General features: G+C 59.4%; 18 protein-coding genes and 3 tRNA genes. 13 read left to right on the top strand and 8 right to left on the bottom strand.

Annotated elements, in window-relative coordinates; translation table 11 throughout:
* Positions 1 to 68: 68 nt before the first annotated feature.
* A complete protein-coding gene (gene phoU, locus BINDI_RS05270; protein ID WP_033490568.1) occupies positions 69 to 746 on the bottom strand; it encodes a phosphate signaling complex protein PhoU in 678 nt (225 codons plus the stop codon).
* 200 nt (positions 747 to 946) lie between these two features.
* Here phoU and BINDI_RS05265 point away from each other — a divergent pair, with 200 nt between their 5' ends.
* On the top strand, positions 947 to 2236 hold the full coding sequence (locus BINDI_RS05265; RefSeq protein WP_052108843.1) for a sensor histidine kinase: 1290 nt from the start codon (positions 947 to 949) through the stop codon (positions 2234 to 2236).
* Here BINDI_RS05265 and BINDI_RS05260 read toward each other — a convergent pair.
* Entirely contained in the window at positions 2202 to 2456 is a 255-nt protein-coding gene (locus BINDI_RS05260; protein WP_033490566.1) for a hypothetical protein, read from the bottom strand. The genes BINDI_RS05265 and BINDI_RS05260 overlap by 35 nt on opposite strands.
* A 157-nt stretch (positions 2457 to 2613) precedes the next feature.
* On the opposite strand from BINDI_RS05260, the gene manA reads away from it, so the two are divergent.
* The 4 genes from manA (at position 2614) to BINDI_RS05240 (ending at position 7425) form a co-directional block, all read left to right on the top strand.
* The gene (gene manA, locus BINDI_RS05255; protein WP_033490564.1) at positions 2614 to 4017 is read left to right on the top strand and encodes a mannose-6-phosphate isomerase, class I; all 1404 of its coding nucleotides are present in this window, start codon (positions 2614 to 2616) and stop codon (positions 4015 to 4017) included.
* Between the two features lie 292 nt (positions 4018 to 4309).
* Positions 4310 to 5212 carry a CHAP domain-containing protein gene (locus BINDI_RS05250; RefSeq protein WP_033490562.1) on the top strand — a complete coding sequence of 301 codons (903 nt, stop codon included), beginning with the start codon at positions 4310 to 4312 and terminating at the stop codon, positions 5210 to 5212.
* Between the two features lie 291 nt (positions 5213 to 5503).
* Entirely contained in the window at positions 5504 to 6085 is a 582-nt protein-coding gene (locus BINDI_RS07715; protein WP_052108842.1) for a C40 family peptidase, read from the top strand.
* Between the two features lie 284 nt (positions 6086 to 6369).
* A complete protein-coding gene (locus BINDI_RS05240; protein ID WP_033490558.1) occupies positions 6370 to 7425 on the top strand; it encodes a universal stress protein in 1056 nt (351 codons plus the stop codon).
* A 177-nt stretch (positions 7426 to 7602) separates the two neighbouring features.
* On the opposite strand, the gene BINDI_RS05235 is transcribed toward BINDI_RS05240, so the two are convergent.
* A complete protein-coding gene (locus tag BINDI_RS05235) occupies positions 7603 to 8016 on the bottom strand; it encodes an OsmC family protein (RefSeq protein WP_033490556.1) in 414 nt (137 codons plus the stop codon).
* 279 nt (positions 8017 to 8295) lie between these two features.
* Here BINDI_RS05235 and BINDI_RS05230 point away from each other — a divergent pair, with 279 nt between their 5' ends.
* The 3 genes from BINDI_RS05230 to BINDI_RS05220 all read left to right on the top strand — a co-directional run bounded on the left by BINDI_RS05230 (position 8296) and on the right by BINDI_RS05220 (position 10467).
* Entirely contained in the window at positions 8296 to 9168 is an 873-nt protein-coding gene (locus BINDI_RS05230) for a thymidylate synthase (RefSeq protein ID WP_033490555.1), read from the top strand.
* Positions 9169 to 9256: 88 nt separating this feature from the next.
* Positions 9257 to 9928: a dihydrofolate reductase gene (locus BINDI_RS05225; RefSeq protein WP_033490553.1), complete on the top strand. Its 672-nt coding sequence runs from the start codon at positions 9257 to 9259 to the stop codon at positions 9926 to 9928.
* Complete coding sequence (locus tag BINDI_RS05220) at positions 9928 to 10467, top strand: low molecular weight protein-tyrosine-phosphatase (RefSeq protein WP_052108840.1); 540 nt, start codon at positions 9928 to 9930, stop codon at positions 10465 to 10467. Before BINDI_RS05225 ends, BINDI_RS05220 begins: the two co-directional genes overlap by 1 nt.
* Before the next feature lie 198 nt (positions 10468 to 10665).
* Here BINDI_RS05220 and BINDI_RS05215 read toward each other — a convergent pair.
* The 3 genes from BINDI_RS05215 to galE all read right to left on the bottom strand — a co-directional run bounded on the left by BINDI_RS05215 (position 10666) and on the right by galE (position 11959).
* Positions 10666 to 10741, bottom strand: a tRNA-Phe gene (locus BINDI_RS05215).
* Positions 10742 to 10788: 47 nt separating this feature from the next.
* A tRNA-Asp gene (locus BINDI_RS05210) sits at positions 10789 to 10862 on the bottom strand.
* Between the two features lie 86 nt (positions 10863 to 10948).
* A complete protein-coding gene (gene galE, locus BINDI_RS05205; protein ID WP_033490978.1) occupies positions 10949 to 11959 on the bottom strand; it encodes a UDP-glucose 4-epimerase GalE in 1011 nt (336 codons plus the stop codon).
* A 148-nt stretch (positions 11960 to 12107) separates the two neighbouring features.
* Between galE and trmB the strand changes: the two genes are divergently transcribed.
* Both trmB and BINDI_RS05195 read left to right on the top strand, forming a co-directional pair.
* The gene (trmB, locus tag BINDI_RS05200) at positions 12108 to 12923 is read left to right on the top strand and encodes a tRNA (guanosine(46)-N7)-methyltransferase TrmB (RefSeq protein ID WP_033490552.1); all 816 of its coding nucleotides are present in this window, start codon (positions 12108 to 12110) and stop codon (positions 12921 to 12923) included.
* Between the two features lie 150 nt (positions 12924 to 13073).
* Positions 13074 to 15047 carry an elongation factor G gene (locus tag BINDI_RS05195; RefSeq protein WP_033490551.1) on the top strand — a complete coding sequence of 658 codons (1974 nt, stop codon included), beginning with the start codon at positions 13074 to 13076 and terminating at the stop codon, positions 15045 to 15047.
* Positions 15048 to 15239: 192 nt separating this feature from the next.
* On the opposite strand, the gene BINDI_RS05190 is transcribed toward BINDI_RS05195, so the two are convergent.
* Together BINDI_RS05190 and BINDI_RS05185 are read right to left on the bottom strand one after the other, a co-directional pair.
* Positions 15240 to 15314: transfer RNA gene (locus tag BINDI_RS05190), tRNA-Glu, on the bottom strand.
* A gap of 98 nt (positions 15315 to 15412) precedes the next feature.
* Complete coding sequence (locus BINDI_RS05185; protein ID WP_033490550.1) at positions 15413 to 16303, bottom strand: glycosyltransferase family 2 protein; 891 nt, start codon at positions 16301 to 16303, stop codon at positions 15413 to 15415.
* A gap of 117 nt (positions 16304 to 16420) precedes the next feature.
* Between BINDI_RS05185 and BINDI_RS05180 the strand changes: the two genes are divergently transcribed.
* The 3 genes from BINDI_RS05180 (at position 16421) to BINDI_RS05170 (ending at position 20682) form a co-directional block, all read left to right on the top strand.
* The gene (locus BINDI_RS05180) at positions 16421 to 17890 is read left to right on the top strand and encodes an AI-2E family transporter (protein ID WP_033490977.1); all 1470 of its coding nucleotides are present in this window, start codon (positions 16421 to 16423) and stop codon (positions 17888 to 17890) included.
* Positions 17890 to 19116: a glycosyltransferase family 2 protein gene (locus BINDI_RS05175; RefSeq protein WP_033490549.1), complete on the top strand. Its 1227-nt coding sequence runs from the start codon at positions 17890 to 17892 to the stop codon at positions 19114 to 19116. The genes BINDI_RS05180 and BINDI_RS05175 overlap by 1 nt, the downstream gene beginning before the upstream one ends.
* A gap of 108 nt (positions 19117 to 19224) precedes the next feature.
* The gene (locus BINDI_RS05170) at positions 19225 to 20682 is read left to right on the top strand and encodes a D-alanyl-D-alanine carboxypeptidase/D-alanyl-D-alanine-endopeptidase (RefSeq protein WP_148301987.1); all 1458 of its coding nucleotides are present in this window, start codon (positions 19225 to 19227) and stop codon (positions 20680 to 20682) included.
* Positions 20683 to 20704: the final 22 nt, after the last annotated feature.

Raw genomic sequence — 20704 nt, 5'->3', positions numbered from 1 at the left:
CTCCGCTCAGGGAGCGTATGGAAAGGCGGCCCCTTCCAATGTCGGCTACGCCAGATGCGGGGGAGGGGTCAGTCCAGGTCGGAGTCCAGGTCCCTGGGGTCCTTTGACGGATCGAATCCCGATACGATGTAGACCACGCGGCGGGCGGCCGAGACGCCGTGGTCGCCAAGGCGCTCCATGAAGCGGGCCACCAGGACCATATCGATCAACTGTTGCCTGGACCCCCTCCAATCGTCGGAAAGCGCATATTCAAACGTCTTTTGGTGGAGTTTGTCCATTTTGTCGTCGTTGATGATGATCCGCTCGGCAATGGTCGTGTCCCTGTCGGAGAGCATATCGACCAGGCGGTCGGCCAGGACGTCCAGGAACTCCTGCATCTGCTGGAAGAGGGGGACGACCTCTTCGGGCAGGGTGGGGTCGGGGTAGGACCGGCGGGCGGTCTCGGCGATATGCCGTGCCAGGTCACCCATGCGCTCGAAGGTCGCCGAAAGACTCAGCGTGGAGACCACTACACGCAAGTCGGTGGCCACAGGACTCTGCTTGGCCAGTAGCCTGATGCACTGGTCGATGATACTGGCGTGGAGGCGGTCGATGTCGGCATCGCCGTCGATGACTTCCTGGGCGGTCTCGACGTCGCACTTCAGCATGGAACGACCGGCCTTCTTGATGGCATCGCGGACACTCAGAGCCATACGGTCGAGGTCGTCGGCAACCAGCCCCAGTTCCTCGTTGAAGATCACTCGCATGTCTGTTCCCTTTCGGCCTTGGTCAACGGTATGGTTCCAGTCTATGCGACCGGGGCGGCAAGGAAAAGTCCGGAGCAAGCGGCGGGTGGGTGTGCTGAATCGGAATCGGGTATGCGAGAATGGTGCCGAAACGATCAATGGCAATCGGTCCACGACACGACGTCCACCGTCGGTGCAGAGAGACCGGAGGGAGTCGGCATATGGCATCGATCATGGCACGTCTGTGCAGCTTCCTGGGAGACCATGAGGAGGATGACGATCAGGAGGAAGAAGAGGACCTGGACGATTCGACCGAGGCCCTGCTTTCCCTGATTCCGGCAGCCACTGTGGTGGTCGATGGGGACGACGAGGTGGTCAGATCCAGTCCTGATGCCTACAGGCTCGGCATCGTCGGGAACGACGAGATATGCGACCAGCGAATCCTTGACGCAATCGCGCAGGTTCGCCGGTCCGGTGGGCGTCGGAGCCTGTCGCTGACGACAAGGACGCCTACGGAATTCGCCGTCGATACCGTGGCCTCGATCGGAACGGACCAGGATGATAAGAATCCTCAGGGTACCGGTGCATCGGATGAGGGGTTGCCGGAAGATGGGGATGAAGAAGACATCGTCCGCGCCCGGGCCGTATCCAGGACCAACTGGCTCAAGGTCACCCTGGGACGAGTAAACGACTCCCTGGTCGTGGTCCTCATTGACGATGTGAGTGAGTCGGTCAGGTTTGCGCGGACCAGGGATGCCTTCATGACCAATGTCTCGCGGCAGTTGCTCAAGCCGGTCCAGGCCCTGGAGGGGCTGGCCGCACAGCTCAAGACCACCTCAGATCTGGAGGGTGACGACCCCGACCTCCTCCGTAGTCACCTGCGCAGCGTCTCAAAGGATGCCTCCTCCGTGCAGCGGTACAGCGCCTACCTGGGGCACGTACTCAAAGACCTGCTCCTCCTGATTCGTGCTCAGGAGCGAATCAAACCCAGCAAGGAGAACACCCTGGATGTGGCCGGGGAAATCGAGGAAGTGGTTCGCGATGAGCGGGATAGCGCGGACCTGGCCGATGTCAGGTTGCAGTGGCGGTGTGACAGACCCCTGACCATCCATGGCGACGGGCAGCAGATCAGGGTGGCCCTGGCCAAACTGGTCGAAAACGCCATCTCCTATTCACCGGAGGGCTCGACGGTCTCCCTGGTGGCGCAGCCGTCCAAGGACGGGCGCTTCGCGATCATCAGGGTCATCGACCGCGGCAGGGGCATAGACAAGGCCGACCAGGGCCGGATATTCGAGCGGTTCTATCGTGCCGACAATCAGAATAAGCAGACAGCCATCGGTATCGGGCTGGGATTGTCCATTGTCAAGCATGTAGCCCTGACCCATCATGGCTCCGTGACGCTATGGAGTGCGCCAGGACAGGGGAGTACCTTCAGCCTGATCCTGCCCCTGGCCGGGGAAGGCAACGAAGAGGACGTTACTCGGCCAACCGGCGATAATCCCAACGATTGAAATGCTCCCAGACAATCAGGAGTATGCCGACTCCCACACCGGAAAGGCAGACAATCAACGGCTTCGTGGTTTCGAATCCGATCAGTTTGAGGACTGCCATGACGGCCAGGACCAGGGTCCACACCACTGTTCCGAAAAGGAAGATCTTGCGCAGGTCGACCTGGACCGGCTTGGGGGAGGGTCTGCGTACATCCGGGTCGAAAATTGGGGCAAGCTTCATGGTTACCACTGTATCCGATTTCTCGACATCGGGCCATGTAGGTAACACCCGCGTCTTTGTCAATCTTGCTCCGAAACCGAGTCCTGTCATATCATGACGTGATTGGCGGGGGCCTTGTGCCCGATCTGTGCAATGACTTCTTCAGAAAGGGGCTTGTGTGTTTCCGATCCGAGCCGTGGAGAAGCATTACGCCTGGGGGTCCTATGACCGACTGCAGCAGATGTTCCACCTTGGTCAGGAGGGTGGCGGCAGCTCCGAACCCCTGGCAGAGATGTGGTTCAGTGGCCACGCTGAATCCCCGTCGGCCCTGACTCTTTCCGGTGGGGACACGGTTCCCCTGACCGATGCCATCCGGCGCGATCCCATGACCATGCTGGGCGAGCAGGATTCGCGGCTCTTCGGCCCGACCCTGCCCTACCTCTTCAAGGTAATATCCGCCCGGATACCCCTATCCCTCCAGGTTCACCCCTTGGATTTCGAAGCCCGGGCAGGATTCAACCGGGAGAACGCCGCCGGCATACCCCGGGAGGCGCCTGACCGTTCTTTCAAAGACACCCTGGCCAAGAACGAGATGGTGGTGGCGTTGGAGCCCTTCACGGCCTCTGTAGGTTTCTCGCCGGTGGCTTTCCAACTGACCCTCTTGCGCGCGGTCGACCACCCGCTGGCCCGATTGATGGCAGAGGCCCTGACTGCGCGGACCTTCCACATGGGGGTTCCCCCGGCCCAGTTCGCCCAGGCCGATGCCATGATGCCCGTCTCCTCGCTGATATGGCCGGACTCCAGGCGACGAGTCTTTCGGGCCTTCCATACCGCCATCACGGCTCCGGAGGAGTCATCCGCCGCGCTTGGTGCCGCCCTTGAGTCGGCCAGCCAGAAGGTCAAGGGGCGTAAGGCCCATGCCGTCATGGACAACGCACTCCAGGCCGCACAAGCCTTCCCGGGAGACCCGTCGGTCCTGTGTCTGCTGATGCTCAACCCGGTCTGTCTGGAGGAGGGTGAGTCCGTTTATATTCCTGCGGGCACCCCTCATGCATATATCCACGGTACGGCGGCTGAGATCATGACCAACTCCGACAACGTGCTCCGTGCCGGCATGACCCCCAAGCACCGCGACATCCCCAACCTGTTGCGCAGTCTGGATTGCCAGCCCAACGCCCCTATCGACCCGTCCAGCTCCATGATCGCCACCCTGATCATGCACAACATGGTGACCTACAAACCCAAGATCAGCGAGTACATGCTGGTATATGGGAATGTGTCAGCGGGTGAGGCGGCCTGGCCCCTGATGGCAAGACTGAACCAGCGGTACGGTGACCTGATCGAGAAGCTGGGGCCGCGCCGGCTCATGATTCCCCGCAAGGGTCCACGCATCCTCCTCTGTACCGAGGGGGCGATCCAGTGTTCGACCGAGTACAGCTCCGTTACCTTGAAGCAGGGTCAGGCCGTCTTCATCCCGTCGGAGGACGGGCGGGTTGTCGTCACCATGCCGCAATCTACCGTCCAGGAGACTGGAACGGCGACGGAGAACGGCTCCTTCCTCCTGGCCGCGACCCCTGTCTGAGTAGCGGCACCAGTTCGCTTTCGGTGGATAGAAAGGCCGACACGCCCGGATAAACACGCCGTAATTGAATGTCGCTGGCCACAATTGACCAACTTCTCGCCAGTCCGTATAATCCTTATGAACATGCGGTTGCTCAAGTTGGGTGGCGTACAGGGAGTGGGTTGAGTACGCCAGTATGGACAACCGATCACAGTTGTCGAACGTAGTGGTTTGGTTTAAGGTGTTCACCTGTGAAGTTTTAGAGTGGTACGACACGATAGTCGTGTTGGAACGCAATAGGAGTGATTGATATATGAAGCATGCTGCGCACAGGGCTCCGGCCAGGAAAGGCGCACGTATAGGCAGATTAGTGTCCCCTCCTTCGAGCTCCACCCAACAGGATGGCATGGATGCCGATGATGCCCTGGTTGCGAAACTTAATGAGGTGGCCCCTCCTACACGTCGCTCCATTCGCCTGGCCGCCAAGGCCGAGGCACGTCGCGCACACCTTGTGACCGGTTCGGCCCTGACCGTTCTGGTCGGTGCCGCAGCTTCTTCTCTGACTTTCTCGCAGAACAGGAATGATGGGGTTTCCCCCATGGCCAGCAGTACCGGGAGCTATCTGGCCACTCCGGCCGGGTCCCTGGATTCGACCGTCTATGGCAGCACCACCGTTTCCCGTTCGGAGACCCGTCAGAGTCTTCCCACCGAGTCCCAGACGAATGAGGGTTCCTGGCAGCTCGGTGATAGTGATCTTGATGCTAGCCAGATGTCCAAGTCTCTGGCTGAGAATCCGGTTGTCGCCAACCTGATGGACGAGAACCGGGACGCGATTCCCGAGGGGTTCAACCCGAACCATGCCACTGGTGAGAGAGGCAACGCTTACGAGTTCAGCCAGTGCACGTGGTGGGCCTATGTTCGCCGTCATCAGCTGGGCCTGCCTGTCGGTTCCCACCTGGGCAATGGCATGAACTGGGCTAATTCGGCCAGGGCGCTGGGGTACTGGGTCGACAACACCCCCCGCAATGTCGGCGATGTGATCGTCTTCCAGCCGGGTCAGGAAGGGTCCGACATGACCTATGGTCATGTGGCAATCGTCGAGAAGATCAACCCCGATGGTTCGATAGTTACTTCGGAGTGCGGTGCCGTCATGAACGGCAAGACCTATTCCCGCACCCTGACCAATGTTCACGCGCTGCAGTACATCCACTACTGAGCGCAATCCCTGAATTCCCGGGCGGTCTGTTCGGGAGTTCATCACTGTGCCGGGCTTCCCGCCACCTCGGTGCGTTCGCTCATTTCGTATCGGATGCACCTGAGGATTGAACAGTCATCAGTTGTTGTGTTAGGATTGTAATTGATGAATAACTTACACAAAAAAGTGACTCGTCTTGTGACAGCAGCCCTGTGCGGTTCCTTGCTTGCAGGTATCCCTGCTGTGGCTAATGCCGCTGGTAGTGCGGATTCTGCTGTTGCCTCGTCACGATCTTTCACACCTCATAACAGGGTGAAGGCAAACCTTCTTGATGAGTCGATTTCGACTACGGTCGAAAAGGACTCCAACTGGGGTGGCATTGAATCCCTGGATGTTCCTGTGACCAAGTCCCAGGCGGAAAAGGATGCCGAGGCCCGTCAGGCGGCCCGCGCTGCTCAGGCTGCCCAGGCCGCTCAGAACGCCCAGACAAGGAGTCAGTCCGGAGTTGCCAGCCGCTCCAGTCAGCGGGCTACTCAGCAGATTGCCGTTGATGATGCCCCGGTGACCGGGACCGGTCAGGATGTCGTTAGCTACGCCATGCAGTTCCAGGGTGTCCCTTATGTCTTTGGTGGTGAGACCCCGAGCGGATTCGACTGCTCAGGATTCACCAAGTACGTTTTTGCCCACTTCGGAATCGCGCTTCCGCACAATGCCGATGCTCAGGCCGGATTCGGCACGCCGGTCAGCACTCCTGCCCCCGGTGACCTGATGGTTGCTCCCGGGCACGTAGCCATCTATGTGGGTAACGGATACATGATTCATGCCCCCGCTCCGGGCCAGACCGTCAAGGTACAGGCTCCCTACCGGTCTTTCGAATACAGGAGACTGGTCTGACGTTACCGAGGTCGGTTAAGCAAAAAGGCCGACTGGAATAGGACTTGCCAAGCGCCCCCCTTTTGGGGGCGCTTTTTGTGTGCAGGTCAGGTTTCTGCGGGCCGGTTGCGGCAGTTGGCATGAGTGCTGGAATCCCTGTCGCGGCAGACGCAGGTCATGGAAGGCGTTTTGTCCTTGGGCGTGTTCCCCGTCCGCCGACTTATTTGTGGAACGCGAGTGAGCTATTCTGACAGTAGAGCGATACCGGGTTGCAGTATCGCCTTTGAGCACAAGGAGGTCGTCTCATGAGCAACGATAAGGCTGTTCTGGTAGGTGTCGACGGTTCGGATGCGAGTTACAAGGCTGCCTGGTGGGCTGCCAATTTCGCCAAGCATGCAGGTCTGACTTTGCAAATCGTATGCGCATACTCCCTGCCAAGCTATGCAGCGGTTTCATTCGATGCCACCTATACCACCATGGGCGATGATGTGGCCGCCCACAATGATGCTCAGGAGATCCTCTCCAAGGCCAAGGCCATCGCTGATGACCAGGGTGTCAGCGCGGCGACACTGATTGTCACCGGCGACCCCTCCTCGGTCTTTGTCGAGCTCAGCCGTAACTACAAGCTGATAGTCATAGGAAACAGGGGCAAGGGTGGACTGGCCGAGCGTCTGTTGGGTACCACCAGTTCAAGTCTGCCTGCCTACGCCTACTGCCCGATTGTGGTCGTGCCCTATACCGACGATGATGGGAACCTGATGCACCTGAACAATCAAATCAGGAGCGTGGCAGTCGGATCGGACGAATCGAAGTGGGGACTGAAGGCCCTGCAGATTGCTGCCGGGTTTGCCGACAGCTGGGGGGCTGAGCTGAACGTCATGTCGGCCGTTCCCAACATCTCGGGCCTGACGGGTACCGGATCGGCGGAGGAGCAAAGCGTCATGGAATCGTACATGGACGATTTGAACACCCGTATCGCCCCTCTGCTGAAGACCTACCCCAATCTTCACGTGACCAAGAGTGTGGTGCCTGGTTCGGCTGTCGAGGCCCTTACCCAGGCCAGCAAGACCCATGATGTGGTGGTTGTCGGATCCCGAGGTCGCGGAGGCTTCACCGGTCTCCTGCTGGGGTCAACGAGCCAGGGCCTGCTGCAGCATGCCGTGAGCCCGGTCTATGTGGTTCCCCGTAAGTACGTGGAGGCCGAGGAGTCCGGGCTCAAGGCCGCCGCAGAGGGTGGTCTGATTGTCGAAACGAAGGACATCGATCAGATAACCGGAGTGGAACAGGTCTCCGTCGATACGGCGAAACCTGAGCAGCTGGCCGATATCGAGTCCACGATTGACCCGGAACGCCGGAAGTAAGGGCGAAAGACCTGATCTCCTGACATTCGCGTAAGGAATTGAGCCTAGACGGTGGTACGTCGGCTGACTTTATGATTGCCGGGCAGGATTCAGATACAAGAAAGACCCTCTGGGCTGGAGTTCCTCCCAGAGGGTCTTCCTTGTATGCGAGTTGACTTGCGCAGACCTCGTCCGGTGTCAGTGACGAACCTTGACGGACAGCCTGACCGGGGTCTCATGCTCATAGGTGTGCTCGACCGTGCAGGCCTTGGCAATGTGACGACGGATCCGCTCCTCGAGCTTGTCGGCATCCTCCTGGCTCAGATGGGCATCGGTGGCATCCACGTCCACCTGCTCTGTGAAGTTCAGATAGGCGTCGTCATCAGGGTCATAGGTCCCGTCGACGACTATCCTGGCGCCCTTACCCTCGCCAAGTGAGTTCTCAATGGCGAACTGGCTGGACAGGGCCCCACAGCCGGCCAAGGCGATTTTCATCAGGTCGCCGGGGTTGAACTGCCCCTTACCCTTGCCGAACTTGATGTGGGCGCCCTCATCCGAATAAGCGTCCCAGGAACCATCCTTGTTGCGTTCCACCCACAGTCTCTTTCCCATGTTTCCTCCTTGGTCGGGTATCCCATAAAGGGGCACCGGTCGCCGTCGGCACCTGCCGTCGGTCCCGTTTTCTTCAATCTACCCTAACCGACCACATTGGCCGTTATTCTTTGTCACCGGCGTAGAGGTGGTGCAGGAAGGCAGCAGGCAGAGGATGAGGCGTCGATCCGGGGGAGGGGCAATGACCGACGTCCGCGGTTGGGACTGCGGGAGGAGTCCTCCCGCTCCAGTCCAGAGATTCAGCTCCTGGGGAGGATACGGCTTGGTAGACTGGCTACCATGGTTTTGTCCCAAGAACAGTTGCAGGAAATTCGTTCCAGGATTCCGGAACGCCCACAGACCGATATCCCCATGCCCTATGAGGATCTGGTCCGCAGGATACTCATGGAGGGCAACCTCAAATCGGACAGGACCGGGACGGGTACGATCTCCCTCTTCGGTCAGCAGATGAGGTTCGACCTCTCCTCCTTCCCCCTGCTGACGACCAAGAAGGTCTACTTCCGCGGCATTGCCTACGAATTGCTTTGGTTCCTCAAGGGGTCGCAGAACGTGCGCTGGCTTCAGGAGCACAACGTGCACATCTGGGACGAATGGGCGGACCCGGAGACTGGCGATCTGGGCCCTGTATACGGGGTGCAGTGGCGCAGCTGGCCCGCGCCGACCCCGGATGACCCCAACCGGACCATCGACCAGATTCAGAAGGTCATCGACCTTATCAAGACCCATCCCGACTCCCGTCGGATGATTGTCAGCGCTTGGAATCCCGCCGAAATCGATCAGATGGCCCTACCGCCCTGCCATGCCCTCTTCCAGTTCTATGTGGCAGACGGTCGCCTGAGCTGCCAGCTGTACCAGCGCTCCTGTGACATGTTCCTGGGCGTTCCGTTCAACATTGCCTCGTACTCGCTTCTCACCATGATGATGGCCCAGCAGGCCGGCCTTGAACCCGGGGAGTTTGTATGGACCGGTGGGGACTGCCACGTTTACGACAACCATATCGATCAGGTCCTGGAGCAACTCTCCCGTGCGCCCTACCCCTATCCTGGGATGCGGATCCGGAAGACTCCTTCGATTTTCGAATACCAGTATGAGGACTTCGAACTGGTCGACTACCAGAGCCATCCGGCCATCAAAGCCCCGGTGGCCGTCTGAGAGTATGCCCGGATAAGCTTGCGCCGTCAGTGCAGGCGATTATCATGGACTCGTATATCCAACTCTTCACGAGGAGTGAACGCAACAGATGGAGCATGACAGTAGTAGCCGTAGCGGCTATCACGAACCCGAGCCCGGGCAGGCCGGGCTTTTAGGTGGTGAGGATTGGCAGGATCTGGAAGGTGACATCGAACGTCCTTCGTCCGTCAATCTGATCTGGGCACAGGCGAGGTCCATGGATGGACGGCCTGGTGCCATAGGAAATCAGAATGGGATGCCCTGGCATCTCAGTGAGGATATGCGGCACTTCAAGGAGCTGACCATATCCCACCCCGTGGTCATGGGGCGTAGGACCTGGGAGTCCATGGGGTCCAAGCCGTTGCCCAACCGGGACAACATCGTCGTCACGACCGATCCCCGGTACCGGGCACCGGGTGCCACGGTGGTTTCGGCCGCAGAGGATGCCCTGGATCTGGCCCGGCAGGAGACCATACCTGCGGACGGGATGGACCGGGGGGAGATCTGGATCATCGGTGGGGCCAAACTCTTCGAGCACTTCTTCTCCCTGGCCGACCGTGCCTTTGTGACAGACCTGGACCTTGAGGTCCCCGCCGATACCTTCATGCCCGACATGGATGATTTGGTCCAGAAGCGGTTCTGGCGGGTGGCCGAGCAGGGGGAATGGCAGGTCCCGGCCGATTCCGAACAGCGCTCCAGGATTGGACGGTATCGTTTCACGACATATGAGAAGGTGCGATGATGGGCACAGGCAAGAAGGAAGGCACTCGCGAGTCGGGGCCATATACGGTCATGACGGTCTGCACCGGCAACATCTGCCGCTCGCCCATGGCGGAAATCATCCTCCGGAAGTTCTTTGCTGATCGGGGGTTTGAGAGCGATAGGGTCGTGGTCCAATCCAGTGGGGTCAGCGACGAGGAGTTCGGCAACCCCATAGACCGCCGTGCCCAGAAGGTCCTGCGTGATCGGGGGTACGAGGTGCCTGCCGATCACTTCGCCCATCGCATCAGCCGGGAGGAGGCTGACGAGTCGGATCTGCTTCTGCCCATGACCGCTGAGCATATGAGATCCCTGCTTCGTCTTCTTCCGGCGGAAAAACGTCAGGCCGTCCACCTGTACAGAAGCTTCGATCCGGATCTGCCCAAGCCGGCACCCGGGCAGGAGAGCAGGATTGATCTGGTCGACCCCTGGTACGGCGGCTCCCGTGAATTCGAAGTGGCCATCGACCAGATTGAGCACACGGCTCCTTACATTGTCGATTGGGTGGTTGAGCGGCTCTGAATGAGGAGGGGCTGCAACACTTCTGTAGTTGCGCCCATTGTTGCCTCTGCAGGATACGCCTGGGGTTGCTGATTGTGGTGGTGGTCGGGGCAAATCTGCCTCGGACACCATTGTCTATTGGACCGCCTCGCCTAAGCGATGGTCGCCTCGGCAAGATATGGAAAATCCCTCTTACCGCAAGGGGAGAGGGATTTGTGCTGGTGGCTCCGAGCGGGATCGAACCGTTGACCTAGCGATTTTCAGTCGCTCGCTCTACCAACTGAGCTACAGAGCCATGAACAGTCGAAAAGACCCGGACGAACCGGGCCAGACCATTCAGAGCGACTCCGGCCGGACTTGAACCGGTGACCTCCGCCGTGACAGGGCGGCGCTCTAACCAACTGAGCTACGGAGCCGTGGCTGCGTGAACAGCCAAGAGAAAAGTCTACATGACGGCCGAGGGATTGCAAGCCCCCGGCGCGTCGTTGATGGAATCGCCGTATCAGTCGGTCTGGTTCCAGGTGGCCACGTCGATGTGGTGGTCTGGATTGGCCTGCCATGCCTCCCATGCGGACTCGACGATGTCGTGCACGTTGTACTTGGCATGCCAGCCCATTTCCGTATTGATGCGGGAGGGGTCGCCGATGAGGTGTGGCGGGTCGCCCGCGCGGCGCGGTTTGACGGCCTCGGTGAAGGGGAGACCGGTGACCTTCTTGACCTCGTCGACGATTTGGCGGACCGAGGTGCCCTCTCCGGTTCCGACATTGAAGGCGTCGTACTTGCGTTCATCCTGGTTCAGGTATCCCAGGGCTGCGATGTGGGCATCGGCCAGGTCGGAAACGTGGATGTAGTCGCGTACGCAGGTGCCATCGGGGGTGGGGTAGTCGTCGCCGAAGATGGCCGGCGCCTTGCCCTGCTTGAGCCTATCGAAGAGCATGGGAATGAGGTTGAGGATGGCGGGATCTTCGAGTTCCACGGGTCCGCAGCCGGCTACGTTGAAATAGCGCAGGGCGCAGAAACGGATGCCATGAGGTTTTTCGCAGGACCGGGCCATCCACTCGCCAACGAGTTTGGTCTGCCCGTAGGGGTTGATCGGGAGCATGGGCTGAACGTCCTCGGGCACCACGTCGACAGGGGGCTCGCCGTAGGTGGCGGCCGAGCTTGAGAAGACCAGCTTCTTGGCGTCCGTCTTGGCCATGGCTGCCAGGACGTTGATCATGCCGTTCAAATTCTGTCGGTAGTACCAGATGGGCTTTTCCATCGATTCTCCGACCTGTTTGCGGGCGGCGAAGTGGATGACCGAGTCGACCCCGTTCTCCCTGATGATTTCGATCAGGCGCTCATCGGCTCCGGGTGCGGCTACGTCTGCTCCGTAAAGACGGGCATTGCCGATGCGGGTGGGTTTGCCGTAGCTCAGGTCGTCGACCACGACGACCTCCGTGCCGGCTTCCTGCAGGGCGTGGACCACATGGGCACCGATGTACCCACATCCACCTGTAACCATAACTGACATGCGCATGCCTTTCCTGTCGATAACCGGCCCGGAGGCTTGTTCGGTTTTGCAATATTGTGTTATCTTTTGTTACATATTGAGTATATCACGGGCACATATTCATGCCATGCCCATGTTCATGCACGTTCTAGGATATATAGGAGATGTGATGAGCACAGAAACACAGAGCAATGCCGGCCGGCGGTCCATCGTCTCTTATGTGAGGCGGTCCGAGAAACTCAACGACCGACTGGCGAGGGCCTGGTCTGAGTATTCCTCCCGTTATCTTCTCGACCTGGGCCAGGCAGAGGGTTCGCTGGCGGTAGGTGAGGGTTTCCGCTTTGATTCCGCAACGGTCGAATCGATCTGGGGCAGGAAGGCCCCGCTGATTGTGGAAATCGGATCCGGTCAGGGGGAGAATGTTGTTGCTTCGGCCCGGGAGCACCCAGATTGGAATTATCTGGCCCTGGAGGTCTATCAGCCAGGTTTGGCCCATACCATGCTGATGGCAGGAAAATCCGATCTGGATAATCTGCGTCTTGCCCAGGTCAACGCCCCGGACCTCCTGGCCCGAATGGAATCCGGGCTGATCACCGAAGTCTGGACCTTCTTCCCCGACCCCTGGCCCAAGATGAAGCATCACAAGCGTCGTCTGGTGCAACCGGCTCTGGCCGATGACCTGGCGGATTGCCTGGAACCTGGAGGGGTCTGGAGGATAGCGACCGACATCGAGGATTATGCGCTGCATGTGCACGAGGTGATGGACGCGAATCCGCGATTCAGAAACCTGGGCAATCTGCAGATAAGTCTGCCCACCCAGCATGTCGGCAAGGGAACGGCAGACCAGGCCGAGACCCTGCCTCATGCTGCCTTTATGGAGTCTGATCGGTTCGACGGCAGAATCGTGACCAACTTCGAGCGGAAAGGCATCGAAGCAGGTCGGGTCATCCATGATCTGACGTATCAGGTCTCTCCCGTACGGTGACCCGGCCCGAAGGATATCTCGCTTGAATCCTCCGAAGCGCGCGGAAGGCGGCGGGTGCCATCGGTCGATCGCGAAACTTGTCGAGGAGGTTCCCGGGAGGGCGGGTATGTGCCTGGTCGTTTCTGTCTGGGGGAGTGAGGGAGGCCCGCGATGGTCAAGAGGATAGTGGTGGGGATGCTGGCCCATGTCGATGCCGGCAAGACCACGCTCTCAGAGGCCATGCTGTATCAGGGAGGGCGGATTCGCCGTCTGGGCAGGGTCGATCATGGCGATGCCTATCTGGACACCTCGGATCTGGAGCGGCGGCGTGGTATCACCATCTTCTCCAAGCCGGCCCAGCTGACCTATCGAGATGTGGATCTGACCCTTGTCGATACACCCGGCCATGTGGATTTCGCCGCCGAGATGGAACGGACCTTATCGGTGTTGGACTATGCCCTTCTCGTTATCGACGCCACCTCCGGGTTGGAGGGATATGCCGACACGCTTTGGCGACTTCTGGCACGATATGGGGTACCCACCTTCATCTTCGTCAACAAACTCGATGCAGTAGGTGCCGATGCCACCCGCATTCTCGATGCATGCAGGCATCGTTGGTCTCCGGGCTGCTTTGATTTGAGTCGAGGACTTGATTGCAACGACGCGGAGGATGTGGCCCTGCTCGACGAGGGCGTCATGGATGAATACCTCAAGTCCGGATGTATTGCGGATGAGAGTCTGGCAAGATTGGTGGCTGATCGCCGTCTCTTTCCCTGTTTCTTCGGATCCGCCCTTCGGCTGGATGGGGTGGATGCCCTTCTTGAAGGACTGGAGCGGTACACCCTATCGCCCGTGTACGGTACGGAGTTCGGTGCCAGGGTCTTCAAGATATCGCATGACGACAAGGGCGCCAGATTGTCCTGGCTTAAGGTGACTGGTGGTGACCTGCCGGTCAAATCCTCTTTGGATACGGAGGTGGGCAGATCCACCGGGGATTCCGGGAAGGCCGACTGTACGGGGACCAACGAGACGGTTGATCAGCTCCGAGTCTATTCCGGGTCCACCTATACCTTGACGGACTGTGCCCGGGCAGGCGGTGTCGTGGCGGCAACCGGCCTGGATCTGACCCGACCTGGGCAGGGTCTCGGGTGTGAGAGGAAGGACCAGACGCCGGTTCTGGAACCGGTGCTTACCTATGCTGTGGTGACTGAGGGGTTGGACCCGCACCCGGTGTTGAAGGCATTGCGCGTCTTGGAGGATGAAGATCCCTTCCTGCACGTGGTCTGGCAGGAACGGCTCAGGGAGATTCATCTGCGCCTCATGGGACAGGTTCAGTTGGAAGTGATACAGGAGGAACTGGATCGACGGTTCGGTATACAGGTCTCCTTCAGTCAGGGCGGGATCCTGTACAGGGAGACAATCGCGGCTCCGATTGAAGGGGTCGGGCATTTCGAGCCCCTCCGACACTATGCCGAGGTCCACCTGCTCCTGGAACCCACGGAGCCGGGGAGTGGTCTCAGTTTCGCCTCGGACTGCAGCCTCGACCGCCTGGACGGGAACTGGCAACGACTCATCATGACCCACTTGGCCGAGAAGGAGCACTTGGGGGTACTGACGGGAGCGCCCATTACCGATATGCGCATCACCCTGTTGGACGGCCGCGGGCACATCAAGCACACGGAGGGTGGCGATTTCCGCCAGGCCACCTATCGGGCCGTCCGACAGGGGCTGATGAAGGCGCGCAATATCCTGCTGGAGCCTTGGTACCATTTCAGGCTCACCATCCCCCAGTCGAATCTGGGTAGGGCCATGTCGGATATCTACCGGATGAAGGGGAACTTCGCGGAGCCGCAGACGGACGGCGATACTGTCGAACTGGAGGGGGACGCGCCGGTATCGCAGATGCGCGATTACGCCACGGAGGTCAGTGCCTACAGCCATGGCTGTGGACATCTGACTTGCGTCTTCAACGGTTATCGACCCTGCCAGGACCAGGACGCAGTGGTGGATTCCATCGGTTATGACCCTGAATCCGATCTGGAGAGCACCCCTGACTCGGTCTTCTGCGCCCACGGGGCCGGGTATACGGTCAAATGGAACAGAGTGGAGGATTTCATGCATCTTCCCGGCGGTGCGTATATCTGAATCCCGGAGTCCCCGTTTTGGAAAGTGCGGATCGGGTGTTCTCCAGGCATGGGTTATGCCGTGACCAATAGTGGAACAAGTGTGTACTAGGTTGGCTCGGAATAGCCTGAAACAGCTTGATTCGCGTTATTTGAGTGCAGTCTGCCAACTTCTGATTAGCGGTTGAATTCCGCCATTTTCCGGCCTTTTCTCTGGTACCCCCGGAGAGAGTCGAACTCTCGTTGTCAGATTGAAAGTCTGGTGTCCTAACCGTTAGACGACGGGGGCGAACGTGCCTATAATACCTGGCTCCCCCGGACCAGGCAAGCCTGGTGTGCCGTGTCGGGGGAGAGAGGCTGTATAGGGGGGCATGGAAGACGGCTTGATCAGTCTTCCTGATCCATCTCCTGCTCATGGCGGTGGAAGAGCTCCATCTGCTCGCTGATCCATACCCGTTCCGCCGGGTTGATGTCAGCTGATTCCAGGTACTTCTGGTAAACGGGGTAGAAGGCCCGCAGAATCGGATAGAGGGCGTAAAGCGTGTGTTCCGGCTTCTGTTCGCGAGTGTGCTGGGGGTGGGCGTCGAAGGTGTTCTTGAACCGCTGCATGTAGTGGCGGAAGGAGGTGAAGGAGGTATCCATCCTGCGGGCCGATATGCCTGCGTTCATGTCCTTACAGTAGACGGTTTTGAATCCCTGGTCGATCAGGTGGAGGGAGACATCGACATCCTCGTGCAGAATATCGGCCTTGTCTCTGCAGACCTCGTTGCGAATGGCCTTCCATGCCGTGGCGCGAAGTGCCATGTTGGAGCCATACAGCAGGTACTGGCCATCGTCGGCACGATAGATGGCCTTACGTATGGTGTCGTCGCCCTTAAGGCCGATGTTCTTTCCGGGCATGTCGTAGTATGCGACAGGGCCGGTGGCCCCCATGGCGTCCGGGTCCTCGGTGAAAGTACGGCTGACCACCTCGACCCAGTTCGGTCTCAGCATGCAGTCGGCATCGATTCGGCCGAGAATGTCGCCCTTGGCCCTGTCCAGCCCGTAGTTCCGGCTGGGAATCAATCCCTGGTCCTTGTCCTGATGGAGAAGTTCCACATGCTGGTCGGGATTGCGGTCGATGAAGTCCTGGACGATGGCCGCTGTGCGGTCGGTGGATTTGTTGTCCACGACCAGAACCTCGAGCGGGGCCTGACTTTGCCTGGTGGCATTGACGAGGCAATCACCTATGCGATCCTCCTCGTTCCAGGCAGGAATGACTATGGAAACGGTCAACATGGTTTACAGGATACGTGTCACGGGATACACCGGCAGAAAATCGGCAGGCCGGACGGATTCCCGAGGGCTCTTTCCCAGGGGTCGAATCATGTCAGCATGATTGGGATAATGGAGACCATGGCGAACGATAAAAAGCAGCTGTTCGATTTTGCGACTGTCTTCCCGCCCAAGGGTGACCCTCGCAGACCACCGGAGTGGTTCGGTCGGGCCCTCTTCTATGTGGTCATCGCGGTGTTCCTGGCTTGGTTCGCCTATTCATCCTGGTGGAAGCTTGAATTCCTGGTGCTGGACGTGATTATCTCGGTCTTCGTCGCCCTGGCCATGGAACCCCTGGTGGTCAACCTGGTCCGGCACGGTTGGAAGCGAGGTGCGGCGTCGGCCGTCACCCTGATCGGGTTGATTGTCGTTGTCATCATCCTGATGGGGTTGTTCGGCAACCTTTTCGTCAAGCAGCTGATCGGCATGGTCAATGGGGCTCCGGCCTTTTATGACCAGATAGTAGATTTCATGGGGAAGTACACCCAGTGGCGCATGCCTCCCATGCAGGATCTGGGGGGTGAGATAGCCAAGAACATCCAATCCTCCTGGGTGACCGACTTCGCCGGGCAGGCCGTGAATACGACCGTGGGCTTCTTCGGGGTCATCATCAACATGATGACCGTCCTTCTGGTCACCTACTACATTTCCGCCGCCGGTCCGAAACTGCGCAGGAGCCTCTGCCAGTGGCTGGGGCCCAACAGCCAGCGGCGTTTCCTCTTCGTGTGGACCATCGCCCAGGACCAGATTTCCAGCTTCCTCTTCAGCAGGACCATCCTGGCCCTGATCTCGGCAGCCTGCATGTCGGTCTTCCTGGTCGCCCTCAAGGTGCCCTACTGGTTGCCGCTGGCCCTGTTCTGCGGTCTTGTTTCCCAGTTCGTTCCCACCATCGGCACCTATATCGGAGGTGCCATACCGATTGTGGTGGCCTGGGGGAGCAAGGGGCTCCTGATCGCCGTGGCTGTCCTTGTCTACATCATCATCTACCAGCAGATAGAGAACCTTATCCTGGCGCCGAAGATATCGGAGCGGACTATGGACCTGAATCCGGCCGTGGCCTTCCTTTCCGTCCTGGCATTCGGCGCTGTCTTCGGAGCTCTCGGGGCCTTCCTGGCTCTGCCTCTTGCCGCCAGCTTCCAGGCGATTTTCAACGCTTCCATCAAACACTATGAGCTGATTGATTCTCCGCTGATGCAGGATCCCAAGCCGGTAGGAAAGTCCAAGGTGGTCGAGAGCGTCGAGGCCTTCAACGAGCACGTGGTCCAACCGGTCACCAATCACGTAGGTGCCCGGTCGGCCAAGGGGAGCAGTGCCCGGGTGAGCGTTCAGGATCCTGTTTCCAGGATTGCGGAACAGCTTTATCGGCCGCCGACGGCGGAGGACCTTGACGAGTCACGGACCGTTGCCATTCCCAAGTCCGACAAGGCCCAGGCCAAGGGCAAGAGTCCGCTCAAGGGGACCGAGGGTGGTGAGGCAGGGCAGGGAAACACTGAATCCGGAAGCCCTGCGCAATCCTCCCAGGAGGCTAATCCGCGTAAGGAGTGGCGCTGATGGCCTTTTTGAAGGTGCTTGACATCCTCATGATGATTCTGGGGTCGGTCGGTGTGATCTATCAGGCCATCTGCATCGTGACCTCATTCGTGTCCAAGCCTGTAGTCTTCCCCAAGGCCCCTTATGACAAACGTTTCGCGGTCCTGATTTCGGCCCGTAACGAGGAGGGTGTGGTCGGGACGCTGATCGACTCCATCCAGTCTCAAACCTATCCCAGCAGTATGGTCGACATCTGGCTGGTGGCCGACAACTGCACCGATGATACGGCCGGGCTGGCCCGGTCCAAGGGCTGCCACGTGGTCGAGCGGCAAGACTCCGAACGGATAGGCAAGGGGTACGCCCTCTCCTATCTTCTTGACAACATCATCAGCCAGGGGTACTCAAAGCAGTATGACGCCTTCTTCGTCTTCGATGCCGACAACCGGCTTGACTGTCACTACATCGAAGAGATGAACAAGGCCTTCCAGTCCGGGTTCCGTATCCTGACCAGTTATCGCAACTCCGTCAACTTTTCCGACAACTGGGTTTCCTCGGGGTCGGCCCTGTGGTTCATCAGGGAATCGCGCTTCCTCAATTCCTCCAGGATGGTCTTCGGGTCCAGCTGCCACGTGGGCGGTACAGGATTCATGTTCTCCAGGGAGGTCATGGAGCGCAACAATGGTTGGAAATTCCACCTTCTGACCGAGGATCTGGAGTTCACCATGGATTCCGTTCTCCACGGTGACAGGATCGGGTATTGCGGCACCGCAATCCTCTATGACGAGCAACCCGTAACCTTCAAGCAGAGCTGGCGACAGCGGTTGCGGTGGAGCAAGGGCTTCCTCCAGGTCTTCCGCTACTACGGGCCTGCCCTGATAAGTCGTGCTTTCAGGGAACGTGACTTTTCGGCAGTCGATCTGACCATACTGATCTGCCCCTTGACCGTTCTTGCCGTCATCCGTTGCGTCTTCGGCGTCCTGTTCCCCGCCCTCGGCTTTGTGACCTGGGCGAGTCAGATAACGGAACTGGTTGATTGGGTGGCTTCTGCGCTCCTGGGCATTCTTGCATTGATGGGTCTGGCTGCCATCACCGTCCTGGCTGAGCGTGACAAGATCGGCGCCTCCAACAAGGAGCTCTTCGCATACTGCCTGAGTTTCCCAATCTTCATGTTGAGCTACCTGCCCATCTCCTTCCAGGCCATCTTCGCCAACCCTGGGTGGAAACCCATCGAGCACAGCGGGAAATAGGCTCTCCACGGAGACCCGGGCGTGAGGGCCGGGGCCGGGGTGGACTAGGCTGTCTGATGTTCATACCCGTTCCCCCGGGGTGGGGGTCTTCCTCGCAGGAGTGTTCAATTGGATGGTAGACACCAAGTGGTGCAGACCCGAGGGTCGCTGGTGGCGCGGCGGTGGAGAGTGGCCCTGTCCATCCTGATGTCGGTGATCCTGATCGGTGGGTATGCAGTTGCGGACGTCATGGACCTCCTGCCAGGTCCCTTGACCCTGGAAACATCCAGAACCAGAACCATATCGCCGGCCAGATCCATCCGTACACCCGCAGATGACCTGGGGGATGACGGTGCCGGTGGTCCTGTTGACCAAGCCGTGGCCCGGCAGCTGGTAGAAGAGTTCACCACCAGTCCTGGGTTGGGGCATGACTACTCCTTGGTCGTCCACCAGGCGGATGGGAGGCCGGTCATTGAAGAGTCTGCCCAGGTGGTGCGGCAGCCCGCTTCGACCATGAAGACCCTGACGGCCGCCGCAGCCGCCTCCGAACTGGATATGTCATCCTGCCTGACCACCGATGTGCAGCTCAGAGAGGTCTCGGGCGACCACGCCGTGCTGGTGCTCAAAGGACATGGCGATATGCTGCTGGGGACAGGCAACAATGATCCCGCTCATGTCAACGGCCGTGCAGGTCTGTCCAGCCTGGCCGCGAAGACGGCTGGAGCCCTGCGTAAAGCCGGTGTCAGCCGGGTGTGGGTGGCCTATGACGACAGTCTCTTCGGTGAGGAAGGGGAACCCGAAGGAATCCAGGAAAACAATCCCGACGGTGTTTACTTCCAGCATCCCACTTCCATGGCCATCGACCAGGCCCGTGACTGGACCGGCATCCAACAAGGTACCGATCCGGATGCAGGCGGTGTATATCTGCCCAGGGTTGTCGATCCGGCGGCAGAGGCCACCAAGGTCTTTGCCAGGGTCCTGGCAGGCAACGGTATAAAGGTCGATAATCCGGATCAGCCCAATCAGGCCGAATCCGGACAAGGGTCGGTCATCGCCAGTGTTCAGTCAGCTCGTCTCAGCGAAATCATGGCTCTGATGCTCAGAACATCAGACAACACGCTGGCAGAGCTCTTCGGCCGACTGACCGCAGCCAAACTGGGCAAGGAGAACAGCCCTGGTGGAGCCGTAAAGGCCGTTACAGAGGCGCTTGACCACCTTGGAGTGAATACAGGTGGGCTGGTCATGGCCGATTGCTCCGGACTGGCCCCCGGATCCGAGCTGAGTGTGAACACCCTGGTTCAGATACAGGAGCTTGCCCTTGAATCCAAGGGAATCACCCCCGTTGCCAAAGGACTCTCAGTCGTTGGGTTGACTGGAACCGCAGCGGAGAGGAAAGTGAATGATCTCGCAGACGGTCTGGTCAGGGTCAAGACCGGCACCCTGGATCAGGTCACATCCATGACGGGCAACGTTTCCCGAAGATCCGGCGGGAGTCTGGTCTTCGCCGTCATCGTCAACAACCCGGAGGATATGGCTGCCGCCCGGCAGGCCGTGGATCGGCTGGTCACCTCCCTGGACCGTTTGTAACCGTGCGTACGCCGAGGAGGGA

This window comes from Bifidobacterium [indicum] DSM 20214 = LMG 11587 (genome assembly GCF_000706765.1).
Taxonomy (GTDB): Bacteria; Actinomycetota; Actinomycetes; order Actinomycetales; family Bifidobacteriaceae; genus Bombiscardovia; species Bombiscardovia coryneformis.
The sequence above is the reverse complement of the archived record's forward strand: the minus strand, read 5'-3'. Positions and strand labels throughout refer to the sequence as shown.